This window comes from uncultured Brevundimonas sp. (assembly GCF_963975535.1).
Taxonomy (GTDB): Bacteria; Pseudomonadota; Alphaproteobacteria; order Caulobacterales; family Caulobacteraceae; genus Brevundimonas.
Genome location: NZ_CAXBHE010000017.1, coordinates 14,730 through 28,455, shown reverse-complemented (window position 1 = coordinate 28,455; position 13,726 = coordinate 14,730). Strand labels below are relative to the sequence as shown.

Sequence of the window (13,726 nt, the reverse complement as noted above, 5' to 3'; positions counted from 1 at the left end):
TCGCCATGGACCAGGGCCTGCGCTTCGCCATCCGTGAAGGCGGCCGCACCGTCGGTGCCGGCGTCGTCGCCAAGATCATCGAGTAGTCGAGGATCGCCGGACCCCCGGGTCCGGGCCAAAAATGCAGAGCCCCCGCCGGTGCAATCCGGCGGGGGCTTTTTGTTGTTCCCCGGAACGCCTTCAAACCGCGGCCGTTAGGTCAGCAGGAGCGTTTCGACCCCGGGACGTGAGCATGGGTGGGTACAATGTACGACGCACGATATGAATTCATCGGCTGGGATGCCCTGATCCAGACCTGGCTGCCGAAGGGACTGGGCGCGCTGCTCATTCTCGTTGGGGCCTGGGCGATCGGCACCGCCATCAAATGGGCGCTGGCCAAGGGCGTCGACCGGATTCCGGGCGCAGCCAAGGCCAACCTCAGCGAAAACCCGAAACATTCGATCGGCCACAGCCTCGGAGATGTCGCCTTCTGGCTGATCCTGCTGTTCGGCGTCGTCGCCGCCCTGGGCGTGCTGGGGCTCGGACAGGTCGTGACCCCGCTGAACACCCTGCTGAACCAGGTTGCCTCCTTCCTGCCGAACATCCTCGGCGCGGCCCTGATCTTCTTCATCGGCTATATCGTCGCCACGCTCGCCCGCCGGGTGACCGAGGCCGCGCTGAAGGCCGCCAGTGCCGATGCCTGGCTGGAGCGCGCCGGTCTGTCGCGGGCAACCGGATCGACCGGCGTCAGCAGCGCGGTCGGCACCCTGGTGTTTGTGCTGGTTCTGATCCCGATTACCATCGCGGCGCTGGAACAGCTGAGCATCGAATCCCTGACCATCCCGGCCGTCGCGGTGCTGGCGACCGTCTTTGATGCCATCCCCCGGGTGCTGGCGGCCGCGATCGTCCTGGCCATCGGCTGGTTCATCGGTCGCTGGGTCGCCCAGGTCATCGAACGGGTCCTGCCGGCCACCGGGTTCGATCGCAGCATCAGCGGCTTCGTCAGCCTGTCTTCGGCGCGCCCGGAAGGGGCGTCGGCCGAGGCCCCGGCCCCCTATGCCGGTGACGTGACGCCGGCGACGGCCCGCGCCATGGGGGACCGGACGGTCGCCCGGCCGATGACGCCGTCACGCATCGTCGGCCTGCTGGCCATGGTCGCCATCGTCGCCTTTACCGCGATCGAGGCCGCCCGCCTGCTGGAATTCGGGGCCGTCGCGACCCTGGTCGAGGAGGTTCTGAGCCTGGCGGTCCGGATCATCACCGGCGGCATCATCATCGTCGCCGGCGTGATTCTGGGCGACGTGCTGAGCAATGCCATCAACCGCGGGACCGACGGGGCGGACCGGTTTGCCTCGACCATCGTGCGCTGGGCCACCATCGCCCTGGCCACGGCCATGGGTCTGAGCTTCATGGGCATCGCCGATGAAATCGTCATGCTGGCCTTCGGCCTGGTCCTGGGGGCCGCGGCCGTCGCCGCCGCCCTGGCCTTTGGCCTGGGTGGACGCGGCGCCGCCGGCCAGGTGGCCCAGTCGTGGGCCGACAAGCTGACCAAGGCTTCGAAGTCGACGACCAGGCCCCGCAGCTAGGTCCCGACGCCAGCCGGCAGGACGGGCGGTCTCCGCAGGGAGGTCGCCCGTTCTGCTGTTCACGAGGCCCCCTGGACCGACCGGTTCGCGTCACAGGGGATGCTTCAGGGTTAAGGCGTCCCCTGACGGGGGCGAGGCCTTGCATGGAACCCGCGATTGCCGCCTACGTTCGCTTCCGGACGTTAGGAATTTGGTAATCATGTTGCGCGCGCTTCGCATCGGCCTGTTCATCGGGACCCTGATCGGGATGTCGGCCTGTGCCGCCACAACCCCCGCGGATCCTGACGTCCGCGGTCCCTACGGGGCCGTGGATGCCGGTCCCCGACGCTGAGCCGCAAGGAAAACGTGGCGGAAACGACGGACTTCGGCTAGGAACGAACAGCGGACGCCGACTGCTGCGCCGCGCAGGTCTGCCTCCCCCTAGATGTTAGCCATCGCCATCGCTGTCGTTCTGCTCCTCGTGGTGCTCAACGGCCTGTTCGCCATGACCGAGCTCGCGGTCGTCTCCTCACGCAGATCCAAGCTGCAGAGCCGGGCGGAGCGGGGGGACAAGGGTGCCCGCGCGGCGTTGAAGCTGGCCGATGACCCGACCCATTTCCTGTCGGCGGTCCAGGTCGGCATCACCCTGATCGGCATTCTGGCCGGTGCCTATGGCCAGGCCGCCATCGCCGGTGAGCTGGACAAGATCCTCGAGGCCCAGTTTCCGGCCCTGACCGCCTATACCCAGATCTTCTCGACGGCTCTGGTGGTCGTCTGCATCACCTATGTGTCGTTGATTGTCGGCGAGCTGGTGCCCAAGCGTCTGGCCCTGATCTTCCCCGAGACCATCGCCGCCAAGATGGCGGCCCCGATCTCGAGCCTGGCCGTGGTGTTGCATCCGTTCGTGGTGCTGCTGACCGCCTCGACCTCGGCCATTCTCAAATTGATGGGCGTCAAGGACCGTGACGGCACCGATGTCACCCAGGAGGAGGTCGAGACCATCCTGGCCGAGGGCACCTCGGCGGGCCTGATCGAGCCTGAGGAACAGGTGATGATCGAGGAGATCCTGCGCCTCGGTGACCGTCCCGTCCGGGTGGCGATGACGCCGCGGACCGACGTCTTCTGGGTCGCCCTGGATGATACGGTCGCCGCGCTGCGCGAGGAGATCCGCATCTGTCCCTATTCGCGCATCGTGGTCGCCCGGGACGGTGACCTCGATCACCCGCTGGGGGTGGTGCACAAGAAGGACCTGCTCGACTCCTATCTGACCTCGGGCGAGCTTGAGGTGGAGAAACACGTCAAGACGCCGGCCTTCATCCCGCAGTCGACCTCGGTGCTCAAGGCGCTGGAGATCCTGAAGGGCACCCATGTCCACATGGCCTTCATCGTTGATGAGTACGGGGCCTTCGAAGGCGTGGTCACAGCCACCGACATCCTCGAGATGATCGCCGGCGACTTCAACGAGAGCCACGACGAGTTGACCGGCTTCGTGACGCAGCGCGAGGACGGGGCCTGGCTGGTCGACGGCCGTACCGATCTGGATGATCTGTGCGACATGCTCGGCGAGGATTTCGGCGAGAACGACAGTTTTCACACCGTGGCCGGCCTGGTCCTGCACCAGCTGTCGCGCGTGCCGGACAAGGGCGAGGAGCTGCAACTGGGGCGGTTCGAGGTCGAAATTCTCGACATGGACGACCGCCGCATCGACAAGCTGCTGTTCCGTCAGGTGGTCAAGCCCGAGGACGAGGCCCATGCGATGGCGGCCCACAGGGACGACTGATCCGGCCCTGGCGCGCAATCGCCGCGCCGGGGGGCGGATTGCCCTTGAAAACCCGCCTTCGCTCGGGCATACGCCCCCGTCTGGCGAGTACCACGCGCCGATGGGGTGACCCACGGCGCGTTGTGTCTTGTCCGGGCACTACAGGAGTGTAGCTCAGCTGGTAGAGCATCGGTCTCCAAAACCGAGGGTCGTGGGTTCGAGTCCCTCCACTCCTGCCATTTCCCCCTGTCGCCGCCGCGTGGGACTTCCCATGTGGAGGGCAGGAACAAATGTTTGAAGAGACGCTGAATGGCCAAGGCCAAGACCCCGGGCGGTCGTCGCATGACGGGAACCAAAGTCGCTCCGGCGGGGCAGACGGTCGCGGTTGACGCGCCGGCCCCCAAGAAGCGTGTCTCGATCCCGCAGTTCTTCAGCCAGGTTCGCGCCGAAGGCCGCAAGATCGTGTGGCCGAGCCGCAAAGAAACCTGGATCACTTCGGTGATGGTTTTCATCATGGTGGTCATCGCCGCGATCTTCTTCTGGGTCGTCGACGCGGGCCTGACGTTCGTGTCCCAATTCATCCTCGCCATCGGCCAATAAGGAGACGCGCATGACTGATGCAGCGCCCGAAACCAAACCGGCCGCCAATCCGCGGCACAAATGGTACATCATTCACGCCTACTCGAATTTCGAGAAGAAGGTGTCCCAGCACATCCAGGACCAGGCACGTCAGCAGGGTCTGACCGAGTGTTTCTCGGAAATCCTGGTGCCGACCGAGGACGTCGTCGAGATCCGTCGGGGTCGCAAGATCAACTCGGAACGCAAATTCTTCCCCGGCTATGTGCTGGCGAAGATGGAGATGACCGACGAGGCCTATCACCTGGTCAAGAACACGCCGAAGGTCACCGGCTTCCTCGGCGCGGCGGGCGGCACCAAGCCCCTGCCGGTGTCCGAGCGTGAGGTCCAGAACATCATCGGTCAGGTGGAGGAGGGCGTCGAGCGTCCGAAACCCACCATCCGCTTCGACATCGGCGAGACCGTCAAGGTCATCGACGGACCGTTCGCCAGCTTCGAGGGCCAGGTCGAAAGCGTCGACGAGGACAACGCCCGCCTGCGCGTGGCCGTGTCCATCTTCGGCCGTCCGACCCCGGTGGATCTGGAATACAATCAGGTCGAGAAGAACGCTTCGTAACCCTGATCCGCTCATCCCGGCGAAAGCCGGGACCCAGTGTTTTGGGTGATCGACCCGGGCGGATTGGGCTGACACGCTTGTTCTGAAACACCGGCGTCATGCTGGACAGGACCGGGTCCCGGCTTTCGCCGGGATGAGCGGATTGTATTTGCCCTGAGTTTCCGCTACACGCGCGCCTCGCTCCGCAGGGAGCGGTGCGGGTTCGCCCGCATAAATCCGTGGGAGGCAGCCATGCCGGACCACGGCTCACCGGCCCGGACTGAACCCCGGGTCACTCACAGGAGAGACCAATGGCCAAGAAAATTCTGGGCTATATCAAACTGCAGGTGCCGGCGGCTTCCGCCACGCCCTCGCCCCCGATCGGCCCCGCACTGGGCCAGCGCGGCGTCAACATCATGGGCTTCTGCAAGGAGTTCAACGCGCGCACCGAGAACGTCGGCAAGGGCACGCCCCTGCCGACCGTGATCACCGTCTATCAGGACAAGAGCTTCACCTTCATCACCAAGACGCCGCCGGCGACCTGGTTCCTGAAGGAGGCCACCAAGCTGAAGTCGGGCTCCAAGCTGACCGGCCGCGAAGTGGTCGGCAAGATCACCCGCAGCCAGCTGCGCGAGATCGCCGAGAAGAAGATGAAGGACCTGAACGCCAACGATCTCGATGCCGCGACCAAGATCATCGAGGGTTCGGCCAAGGCCATGGGCCTGAACGTCGTGGAGGGCTGAGCACATGACCAAGCAAACCAAGCGTATCAAGGCCCGCACGGGCGACCGTGAAGCCAACCTGTCGTTCGCCGAGGCCATCAAGGCCGTCAAGGCGAACGCCACCGCCAAATTCGACGAGTCGATCGAGATCGCCGTCAACCTGGGCGTTGACCCGCGTCACGCCGACCAGCAGGTCCGCGGCGTGGTCAACCTGCCGTCGGGTACGGGCCGCGACGTCCGCGTCGCCGTCTTCGCCAAGGACGCCAAGGCGGCCGAAGCCCTGGCGGCCGGTGCCGACATCGTCGGTGCCGAGGATCTGTACGAGAAGATCAACGGCGGCTTCATGGACTTCGATCGCGTCATCGCGTCGCCGGACATGATGGCCCTGGTCGGTCGGCTGGGTAAGGTGCTGGGCCCGCGCGGCCTGATGCCCAACCCGAAGGTCGGCACCGTGACCCCGAACGTCGCCCAGGCCGTCAAGGACGCCAAGGGCGGTGCGGTCGAGTTCCGCGTCGAGAAGGCCGGCATCGTGCACGGCGGCATCGGCAAGGCCTCGTTCACCCAGGAAGCCCTGGAGGCCAACGTGAAGGCCTATGTCGACGCCCTGTCGAAAGCCCGCCCGTCGGGTGCCAAGGGCACCTATGTGAAGAAGATCAGCCTGTCCTCGACGATGGGCCCCGGCTTCAAGATCGACCCGGCGTCGCTGAACGCCTGATCGACCCTGTCGGTTGATTGATTGCGGCGGCGGGGAGTGATCCCCGCCGCCGTTTTCGTTTGTGACGAATCGTCCGCTCGCGGATGACTACACCCAGCGCCATCCGGCCGGTGCGAACGATGGAACCCGAGTGAATTGACCAAACGCAAGACCAGCAAGATCTACCGCCGCGACAAGCGCCATCAGTTCGCGGCCCTGCCGTGGCGGACGGGCACGCGGGGGCTGGAGATCCTGCTGATCACGTCGCGCGAGACGAAGCGCTGGGTCATCCCCAAGGGGTGGCCGATGAAGGACCGCGCCGCGCACGAGGCCGCGGCCCAGGAAGCCTTCGAGGAGGCCGGGGTCCGGGGTGACATCGCCGGTGAGCCGCTGGGCATGTTCCGCTACCTGAAGCGGCTGAAGGGCGACAAGACCCAATTGTGTGCCGTCGACGTGTTTCCGCTGCAGGTCACCGAGATCCTCGACGTCTGGCCCGAACGCGACGAACGCGACCGGGAATGGGTGATGCCGGAAGAGGCGTCGCGCCGCGTCGACGAGCCCGAACTGACGGCCCTGATCGAGGCCTTCGCCTTTCTGAGTGCGCGCGCGCCGGGCTGAACCCGGGTGAGGCCGGTTGACCGACTACCGGCCGACCCGGGGTGCCGGGATGATCCCGGATCAACAGGGCCGGCGAGCCGGGCCTCAATGGTCGTTGATTTCCCCGTGGTTCCCCTGTAAGAGCGCCGCTTCCCGTCACCGGTTCTGCCGATGACGGTCCTGTCCGAGAACTTCGGGGCGTGGGGGTCACCCGCGCCGTAACCGCCAGAGAGCCCTCTGGTGCCGTGGGGAGATGGGGACGCAGACAACGCCAGACGCTCCGGTATCCGGACGTCGGGGTTCGAGCATCCTTCGGACATTACGACCGGCTTCAACGTCTCGCAGCGATGCGGGGCGCTTTGGCCAATCCGCCTTCGGGAATAAGCCCGGCGGCGAATACCAGACTGGAGACCGCAATGGACCGCGCACAAAAAGCCGAGTCGATCGAGACGCTCAAGGGCGTTTTCGCCGGCGCCGGCACCGTGGTCGTGACCCACAACCTGGGTCTGACCGTTGCGGAAATGGAAGATCTGCGTGGCCGCCTCCGCAAGGAAGCCGGCACGTTCAAGGTGATCAAGAATCGCCTGGCGCTGAAGGCGCTCGAAGCCGCTGAAGGCAGCGACTACCACGGCCTGTTCAAGGGTCCCGTGGGCATCGCCTATGCCGACGACGCGGTGACGGCCGCCAAGGTGACCGCTGACTTCGCCAAGGGCAACGACCGCTTCGTCGTTCTCGGCGGCTTCATGGGTGACAAGGTTCTGGACGCGAAGGGCGTGGAGACTCTCTCCAAACTGCCGTCGCTGGATCAGATCCGCGCCTCGCTGCTCGGCCTGCTCAACGCCCCCGCGACCAAGATCGCCGGCGTCGTGCAAGCTCCCGCCAGCCAACTGGCCCGGGTGTTCAGCGCCTATGCCGCCAAGGACGCCGCGTAAGCGGACCGCTCCCTTCCATCTCTGCAAACCCTCCCAACTGAACCTCAATCCTCCGAAGGAATCTAACCATGGCCGACCTGTCCAAGATCGTCGAAGACCTGTCCAAACTGACCGTCCTCGAAGCTGCCGAACTCTCCAAGCTGCTGGAAGAAAAGTGGGGCGTCAGCGCCGCTGCTCCCGTCGCCATGGCCATGCCGGCCGGTGGTGGCGCTGCTCCGGCTGAAGCCGCCGAAGAGCAGACCGAGTTCACCGTCGTGCTCGTCTCGGGCGGCGACAAGAAGATCAACGTGATCAAGGAAGTTCGCGGCGTTCGCTCGGACCTGGGCCTCAAGGAAGCCAAGGACCTGGTCGAAGGCGCTCCGCAGAACGTCCTCGAGAACGTCTCCAAGCAGATCGCTGAAGAGACCAAGAAGAAGCTGGAAGAAGCCGGCGCGACCATCCAGATCAAGTAATCTGGCCCGGTCCTTCGGGACCGGATCGCAAAACTTCAGCGGGCCCGGTGGGAAACCACCGGGCCCGTATGCGTTTGGACTGGCGACAGCCGCGGTGGACCGCATCCACGCACCGCCCCCGAACGAAGGACGCCCCCCATGAAGATCCTGATGGTTCTGACCTCACACGATCAGCTCGGCGACACCGGTCAGAAGACCGGTTTCTGGCTCGAGGAGTTCGCCGCCCCCTACTATGCGTTGCAGGACGCCGGGGCCGAGATCGTGGTGGCCTCGCCCATGGGCGGCCAGCCGCCGCTGGACCCCAAGAGTGACGAACCGGACGCCCAGAGCGACGACACCCGCCGCTTCAAGGACGACGCGGCCGCGCAAAAGGTGCTGGCCCATACGGTGCGGCTGGACAGCGTGTCGGCCGACGATTTCGACGGGGTCTTCTATCCCGGCGGCCACGGGCCGTTGTGGGATCTGGCGGAGGACGGCCACTCCATCAGCCTGATCGAGGCGTTCGTGCGGGCCGACAAGCCGGTCGCCGCCGTCTGCCACGCGCCGGGGGTGTTCAAATCGGTGAAGGGCAAGGACGGCGAGCCGCTGGTCAAGGGGCGCAAGGTCGCCGGTTTCACCAACACCGAGGAAGAGGCCGTCGGCCTGACCAAGGTCGTGCCCTTCCTGGTCGAGGACATGCTCAAGGCCAATGGCGGCGACTACTCAAAGGGCCCCGACTGGGGCTCGTATGTGCTGACCGACGGTCAGCTGGTCACGGGCCAGAATCCTGCCTCGTCCCGTGAGGCGGCCGAGGCCCTGCTGGGTCTGCTCAGGGCCTGAAGGCACGGCGGCGGGTTCCCGGGCCCGCCGCCTTTTTCGTCAGCGCCGCCGCGGGGCGTAGATGTCGGCCAGCCGGTCGCGGGTGCCCTCGATGCGGACCAGGCGCGGGTAGCGCAGACCGTCGTGGTAGTCGAAGGCGACGGTGCGGTAGCGGTCGCCGGACTTCAACAGCAGATCCAGCGGGGCGTCAGTGTCCCTGGCCGCGGTCACGGCGGCGCGCAGCAGGCCGGCGTCAGCGGCGGTGCCGTTGACCGCGACCAGCTCCCAGCCCTCGCCGATACCGAGGCGGAAGGCCGGGCTGTCCCAGCGGATATTGGCCAGCCGGTTGCTGGTTCCCGACAGGGTGAAGCCCAGCGAGTACTGGAAGTCGCGGGCCCAGCCGCCCTGGACCGATTTCTCGACCGGGGTCAGGCTGTCGACCCAGGTCAGCGCCCAGCCCGCCCGGGTGATGCCGTCCAGCGGGGCGCGGGCATCGGGGCCGACGGCGTCGAGCCGGTCGCGCAGGAAGCCGGCCCAGTCGTGCGGATAGACACCGTTCAGCGCCGCGACCAGATCCTCGAAGGTGTAGCCGAGCGGCGTATAGACGCCGTCGTCGACGCCAAAGAAGGCGCGGGCGAAATCGTCCAGGCTCTTGCGGTCGCGCGTGCCCTCGCGGATCAGGGTGTCGGCGTCGAGCCAGATCAGGGCGCTCTCGCGGTAGTAGTCGCCGGTGCTGCGCATCCACGACGGATACTGGCCGGGCACGCGGTAGCCGAGCAGGTTGTGGTTGTTGGTGTCGTGCAGGGCGCGCCACTGGCGACCCGGCTGGGCATCATAGAAGCCGGCGATGGTGGCGAGGGTCGCCACGGCGACCTCGCGGCTGGCCAGGCCGGACCGGGCCGACAGCACATCGCCCCAGTATTCGGTCTGACCCTCATAGACCCACAGCAGGGTGTTCTGGCTGGCCACGTTATAATTGGCGGTCAGTTCGTCGGCCGGTCGCCGGAATTTTCCGTTCCACGAGTGGACATATTCGTGCGGCAGCAGCCCGCGGTCCCCGGCACTGGCGCTCCAGTTGGTGAAGAAGTCCGGGCTCATCGTGTTTTCCGACGAGCGGTGATGCTCGAGGCCGATGCCACCCAGCTGGCGGGTCAGGGCCACCAGGAATTCGTAGTGGTCGAAGTGGCGCGATCCGAACAGGCGGTCGGCCTGGGTCACGAGGTTTTCGTACAGGGCCAGCTGGTCGGCGGTCAGGGCGATGTGTTCGGCCGAGTCGGCGACGATGTTCAGATGGACGCTGTCGCCGGCCGGGTCGATGTCGATGCGGCGGAAATGGGCCCCGGCGAACATCGGGCTGTCGACGAGGGTATAGAGATCGGTCGGTTCGAAGCTGGCCACGCCGTCCGCGAAGGTCGTGGTGGTCAGGGCGGTACCGTAGTTCCAGCCTTCGGGCAGGCGGATCGAGGCGGCCACCTGGATCTGGTTGGCGAAATAGCCGGCCGGATAGAGGATGGCCTTTTCCCACTCCATGTTGACGATGGCCGGCGTCATGACGACCCGCCACTGGCTGCTGTCGGGCTGGGTCAGCCACTGGAATTCGACGGTGATCTCGCTGACCCCGGCCGGGATGTCGAGGTGGAAGGCATAGGGGTCGATGGTGTCGCGCAGCCATTCGATCCGTTCGCCGCCGCCGGTGATGGTGAGCCCGGCCACCAGCTGGATGGGGCCGGTGCCGGCATGGTTGCCCGGCAGGAAGCGCGGATAGAGCAGGGTCATCGGGCCGGCGCTGACCGGTACGGTCTGATGCACCGAGACGATGCGGCGCTCGAGGTCGGTGGCGTCGGCCCGGTACTGGATCACACCCGGATAGGGTTTGTCCTCGGGCGCGGGAATGACCGGCTGGGCCCGGGGCAGGGCCAGGGCGGCCTCACGCGCCTCGGTCACCCACGGGGTACCGGGGCTCTGGGCCAGGGCGGGCAGGGCGGTGCTCGCCAGCAGCAGGGCGAGGGCGGCGGCGGTCAGGCGGGTGTGGGACATGGGAACTCGAACGCGGTGGGGACGGAACAATCAGGCGGCAGGCAGGACGGCCAGTAGCTCGACCTTGAACCTCAGGGTCGAATTGGGCGGCAGTTCGTCGCCGCCGACCCAGCGGTCGCCATAGGCCAGCGCGGCCGGAATCACGAACTGGTAGGTCTCGCCCTCACGCATCAGGGCGACGCCTTCGGTCCAGCCCTTGATCACGCGGTTCAGCGGGAACTCGGCGGGCTCGCCACGGGTCCAGGAACTGTCGAACTCGCGACCGTCGATGAAGGTGCCGGCATAGTGGACGCGGACGGTGTCGGTGGCGGTGGGCCGGCGACCCTGCGGGTGGGCGCGGCCCTCACGACGGTACTGCAGGCCGCTGGCGGTTGTGGTCCAGCCGGGGCGGTCGGCGTTCCAGGCCAGATAGGCGGCCTGTCCGGCGTCCCAGCGTGCCTGCGACGGTGCCCCGCGATCGACGACGGGCGGGGCCGCTGTCGCGCAGGCAGACAGGGCGAGGGCGGCGGCGGTGGTCAGGAGAAGGTGCTTCATGGACGTCAGGCTAGCAGGGTCCGGCTCGGTGCGGAAAGCTTTCCGATGGCGTGCGCTTGACATGACAAAATGTATGCTACACCTTACATCAAGTCATCTGGAGCGTACGTGTGATCAGGATATTCAGCGTGCTGGCCATCAGCCTGGGCTTCGGGGCCTTTCTGGCCTGGCCCCTGTTCGACTGGCCGGTGCGGCCGGGCTGGATCGGGGCTGCCGTCCTGCTGCTGGCGGCGTCCGCCGTGCGGTGGCACTGGGATGCGCGGCGGCTGAGCGCCGGCGATGAGCCGGGGGCCCGGGAGCGGGCCTCGTGGCACTCGATGGCGGCCTTCGGCCTGTTGAGCGGACATTTAACCGCGGCGCTGTTGCAGGGGGTCGATCTGCACCTCGGGCAGGGCAATACGCTGGCCCTGGATAACTGGACCCTGCTTGCGGCCGCGATCCTTGGCTGGGTCATCGTCCGGCCGCCGCGGATGGAAAGGGACGAGCGTGATCAGGAGATGGCGGCGCGTGGGGCCCATGTCGGCCACGCGACGCTGACGATCCTGCTGATCGCCCTGTCGTTGACCCTGGGGTTTGCCCCGCCGCCGGTGCTGGAGCGACTCTCACCCTTCGTGCTGGGCAATCTGCTGCTGGTGCTGATCATGCTGGGCGGGCTGGCAAAGCAGGCGACGCAACTGGTCGGCTACTGGGCGGCGGCGCGACCCGGGGACGACGCCGATGGCTGAACTGGCCATCGGTAATCATCTCAGGCGGCTGCGTTTCGAGCACGGCGAGATGACCCAGGACGCGCTGGCCCGATCGGCCGGGGTGACCCGGCAGACCGTAATCTCGCTGGAGGCGGGGCGTTACGCCCCGTCCCTGGAGCTGGCCATGCGGCTGGCGCACGTCTTCGACCGGGGCGTGGATGACGTTTTCTTCTGGCGAACCCCGCCGACGACCTGAGCCCCGAACCCCAATGCCGCGCGCCGAGGCGTGCACCCGAGGATGAGATCATGACCCATGCACGACGCCCGATCCGGGTCCTGGCCGGAACCGCCGCGCTTGTCGCTGTCCTGGCGGCCGGTGCCGCGACCGCCCAGAGCTTCGAGATCATGCCTGAAGGTCCGGTGCCCCACGGGCAGCCGGTCGCTGTCGTTCTGACGGGCGTCGCGCCGGGTCAGGCCGTTGACATCAGCGCTGCACGGCGATTCGGTGATGACGCGGTCTGGCGCTCCCGCGCCCGCTTCACCGCCGATGCGCGGGGGCGAATTGAGCTGACGACCCGTTCGCCCGTGGATGGAGACTACGACGGTGTCGACGCGGCCGGACTGTTCTGGTCGATGGTCCCGACCGGCGACGACCTGCCGGCCGACTGGCGCTCGGGCGAGGTCCGGCTGACCGCCACGGTCGCCGGTCAGGTGGTGGCAACGGGTCTGACCCGGCTGGTCGGTGCGGTCGGTGCCATCGACGTCGAGGACATCCCCGGCTTTCCCGCCGCCCGTCTGTACCGCGCGCCCGGTGACGGACAGCGGCCGGTCATTGTCGTGCTGCACGGTGCCGACGGCGGAACCCGGGCCAGCGACCGGTACGGGCGCAAGCTGGCCGCCCTCGGCTATGCGGTCGTCGGTCTGCCCTATTATTCTCCTGACTGGGGTGACTATGGCCCGCCGAAGGAAATCCCGGGTCTGCCCGGCAGCTTTATCGACATCCGCGTCGACCAGATCGCCGAGCTGCGCGACTGGCTGGCCGGCCGGTCTGACGTGGACGCAGGCCGGATCGCCCTGTTCGGCGGGTCCAAGGGGGCGGAGTTCGCCCTGGTCGCCGCCAGCAAATATCCATGGATCACCTCGGTCGTGGCCTTTGCGCCGTCTGACCTCGTCTGGGAGGGCTGGGGACTGGAGACCATTCAGGCCGAGGGAACCCGATCCTCCTTTTCGTTCCGCGGCGAGGCCCTGCCGTTCATGCCCTATGTGGGCTTTGTCGACGGCCTGCTGGCCGGCCCGGGCAATGCCGACCTGCTGAAGATCCACGAGGACGGACGGGCGGCCCATCCCGACCGTGAGGCGGCGGCCCGTATCCGGATCGAGGATTTTCCGGGAGAGGTCATGCTGGTGGCCGGCGACGCGGATCGGGAATGGCGCTCGGGCCAGATGGCCCGCAACCTCACCGCCAGCCGGTCTGCCGCCGGCCGCGAGACCGTACTGCTGGTCTATCCGGACGCCGGTCATGACGTCGGCGGTGACGGCTGGGCCCCCACCGCCGGCGAGGTGACGCGCGGTGGCGGCACCGCCGCGGCCAATGCCCGGGCGCAGGCTGACGCCTGGCCGCAGGTCCTGGCCTTTCTGCAGCGGACGCTGGGTCCCGGCGAAAGATAGGTCGGCGATGGCCTTTATTTCGTCGAAAAAGCGAGTATACGTCCCGGTTCCGCACAACTCACTATGAGTCCGCGCGTAGCGCCGAGGCCCGGTCCGTCGCCCTCCGACCGGTGCGAAGGCGAGCTCCTCCCC

17 protein-coding genes and 1 tRNA gene are annotated in these 13,726 nt (G+C 67.0%); 16 read left to right on the top strand and 2 right to left on the bottom strand.

The window, feature by feature from the left end:
- The 13 genes from AACZ75_RS15360 to AACZ75_RS15300 form a co-directional block, all read left to right on the top strand.
- On the top strand, nucleotides 1-86 hold an 86-nt coding region (locus AACZ75_RS15360; protein WP_339872849.1), incomplete at its 5' end, for a hypothetical protein.
- A 159-nt stretch (nucleotides 87-245) separates the two neighbouring features.
- On the top strand, nucleotides 246-1,565 hold the full coding sequence (locus AACZ75_RS15355; protein WP_339874058.1) for a mechanosensitive ion channel: 1,320 nt from the start codon (nucleotides 246-248) through the stop codon (nucleotides 1,563-1,565).
- Between the two features lie 199 nt (nucleotides 1,566-1,764).
- A complete protein-coding gene (locus tag AACZ75_RS15350; RefSeq protein WP_339874056.1) occupies nucleotides 1,765-1,896 on the top strand; it encodes a hypothetical protein in 132 nt (43 codons plus the stop codon).
- A 93-nt stretch (nucleotides 1,897-1,989) separates the two neighbouring features.
- The gene (locus tag AACZ75_RS15345) at nucleotides 1,990-3,324 is read left to right on the top strand and encodes a hemolysin family protein (protein WP_339874054.1); all 1,335 of its coding nucleotides are present in this window, start codon (nucleotides 1,990-1,992) and stop codon (nucleotides 3,322-3,324) included.
- Between the two features lie 142 nt (nucleotides 3,325-3,466).
- Nucleotides 3,467-3,542, top strand: a tRNA-Trp gene (locus AACZ75_RS15340).
- 70 nt (nucleotides 3,543-3,612) lie between these two features.
- A complete protein-coding gene (gene secE, locus AACZ75_RS15335; RefSeq protein ID WP_339874052.1) occupies nucleotides 3,613-3,903 on the top strand; it encodes a preprotein translocase subunit SecE in 291 nt (96 codons plus the stop codon).
- 10 nt (nucleotides 3,904-3,913) lie between these two features.
- A complete protein-coding gene (gene nusG / locus AACZ75_RS15330; protein WP_339874050.1) occupies nucleotides 3,914-4,495 on the top strand; it encodes a transcription termination/antitermination protein NusG in 582 nt (193 codons plus the stop codon).
- A 290-nt stretch (nucleotides 4,496-4,785) separates the two neighbouring features.
- Entirely contained in the window at nucleotides 4,786-5,217 is a 432-nt protein-coding gene (gene rplK / locus AACZ75_RS15325; protein WP_300446396.1) for a 50S ribosomal protein L11, read from the top strand.
- Between the two features lie 4 nt (nucleotides 5,218-5,221).
- Entirely contained in the window at nucleotides 5,222-5,911 is a 690-nt protein-coding gene (rplA, locus tag AACZ75_RS15320; protein WP_339874047.1) for a 50S ribosomal protein L1, read from the top strand.
- 135 nt (nucleotides 5,912-6,046) lie between these two features.
- Nucleotides 6,047-6,508, top strand: a complete 462-nt coding sequence (locus tag AACZ75_RS15315) for an NUDIX hydrolase (protein ID WP_339874045.1) — start codon at nucleotides 6,047-6,049, stop codon at nucleotides 6,506-6,508.
- A gap of 395 nt (nucleotides 6,509-6,903) precedes the next feature.
- Entirely contained in the window at nucleotides 6,904-7,419 is a 516-nt protein-coding gene (gene rplJ / locus AACZ75_RS15310) for a 50S ribosomal protein L10 (RefSeq protein WP_339874044.1), read from the top strand.
- Nucleotides 7,420-7,487: 68 nt separating this feature from the next.
- A complete protein-coding gene (gene rplL, locus AACZ75_RS15305) occupies nucleotides 7,488-7,871 on the top strand; it encodes a 50S ribosomal protein L7/L12 (RefSeq protein WP_339874042.1) in 384 nt (127 codons plus the stop codon).
- 138 nt (nucleotides 7,872-8,009) lie between these two features.
- The gene (locus tag AACZ75_RS15300) at nucleotides 8,010-8,690 is read left to right on the top strand and encodes a type 1 glutamine amidotransferase domain-containing protein (RefSeq protein ID WP_339874040.1); all 681 of its coding nucleotides are present in this window, start codon (nucleotides 8,010-8,012) and stop codon (nucleotides 8,688-8,690) included.
- A gap of 39 nt (nucleotides 8,691-8,729) precedes the next feature.
- Here AACZ75_RS15300 and AACZ75_RS15295 read toward each other — a convergent pair whose 3' ends face one another.
- Both AACZ75_RS15295 and AACZ75_RS15290 read right to left on the bottom strand, forming a co-directional pair.
- Entirely contained in the window at nucleotides 8,730-10,706 is a 1,977-nt protein-coding gene (locus AACZ75_RS15295; protein ID WP_339874038.1) for a peptidase M61, read from the bottom strand.
- Between the two features lie 30 nt (nucleotides 10,707-10,736).
- Nucleotides 10,737-11,240, bottom strand: coding sequence for an FKBP-type peptidyl-prolyl cis-trans isomerase (locus AACZ75_RS15290; protein ID WP_339874036.1), 504 nt, complete (start codon nucleotides 11,238-11,240; stop codon nucleotides 10,737-10,739).
- Between the two features lie 110 nt (nucleotides 11,241-11,350).
- Between AACZ75_RS15290 and AACZ75_RS15285 the strand changes: the two genes are divergently transcribed.
- Genes AACZ75_RS15285 through AACZ75_RS15275 form a run of 3 tightly spaced genes read left to right on the top strand, consistent with a single transcriptional unit; the run spans nucleotide 11,351 to nucleotide 13,594 of the window.
- Nucleotides 11,351-11,965 (top strand): hypothetical protein, encoded by a 615-nt coding sequence (locus tag AACZ75_RS15285; RefSeq protein ID WP_339874034.1) that lies wholly within the window; start codon nucleotides 11,351-11,353, stop codon nucleotides 11,963-11,965.
- Nucleotides 11,958-12,182, top strand: a complete 225-nt coding sequence (locus AACZ75_RS15280) for a helix-turn-helix transcriptional regulator (protein ID WP_339874033.1) — start codon at nucleotides 11,958-11,960, stop codon at nucleotides 12,180-12,182. The genes AACZ75_RS15285 and AACZ75_RS15280 overlap by 8 nt, the downstream gene beginning before the upstream one ends.
- A 50-nt stretch (nucleotides 12,183-12,232) precedes the next feature.
- Nucleotides 12,233-13,594 carry an acyl-CoA thioester hydrolase/BAAT C-terminal domain-containing protein gene (locus AACZ75_RS15275; RefSeq protein ID WP_339874031.1) on the top strand — a complete coding sequence of 454 codons (1,362 nt, stop codon included), beginning with the start codon at nucleotides 12,233-12,235 and terminating at the stop codon, nucleotides 13,592-13,594.
- Nucleotides 13,595-13,726 lie beyond the last annotated feature (132 nt).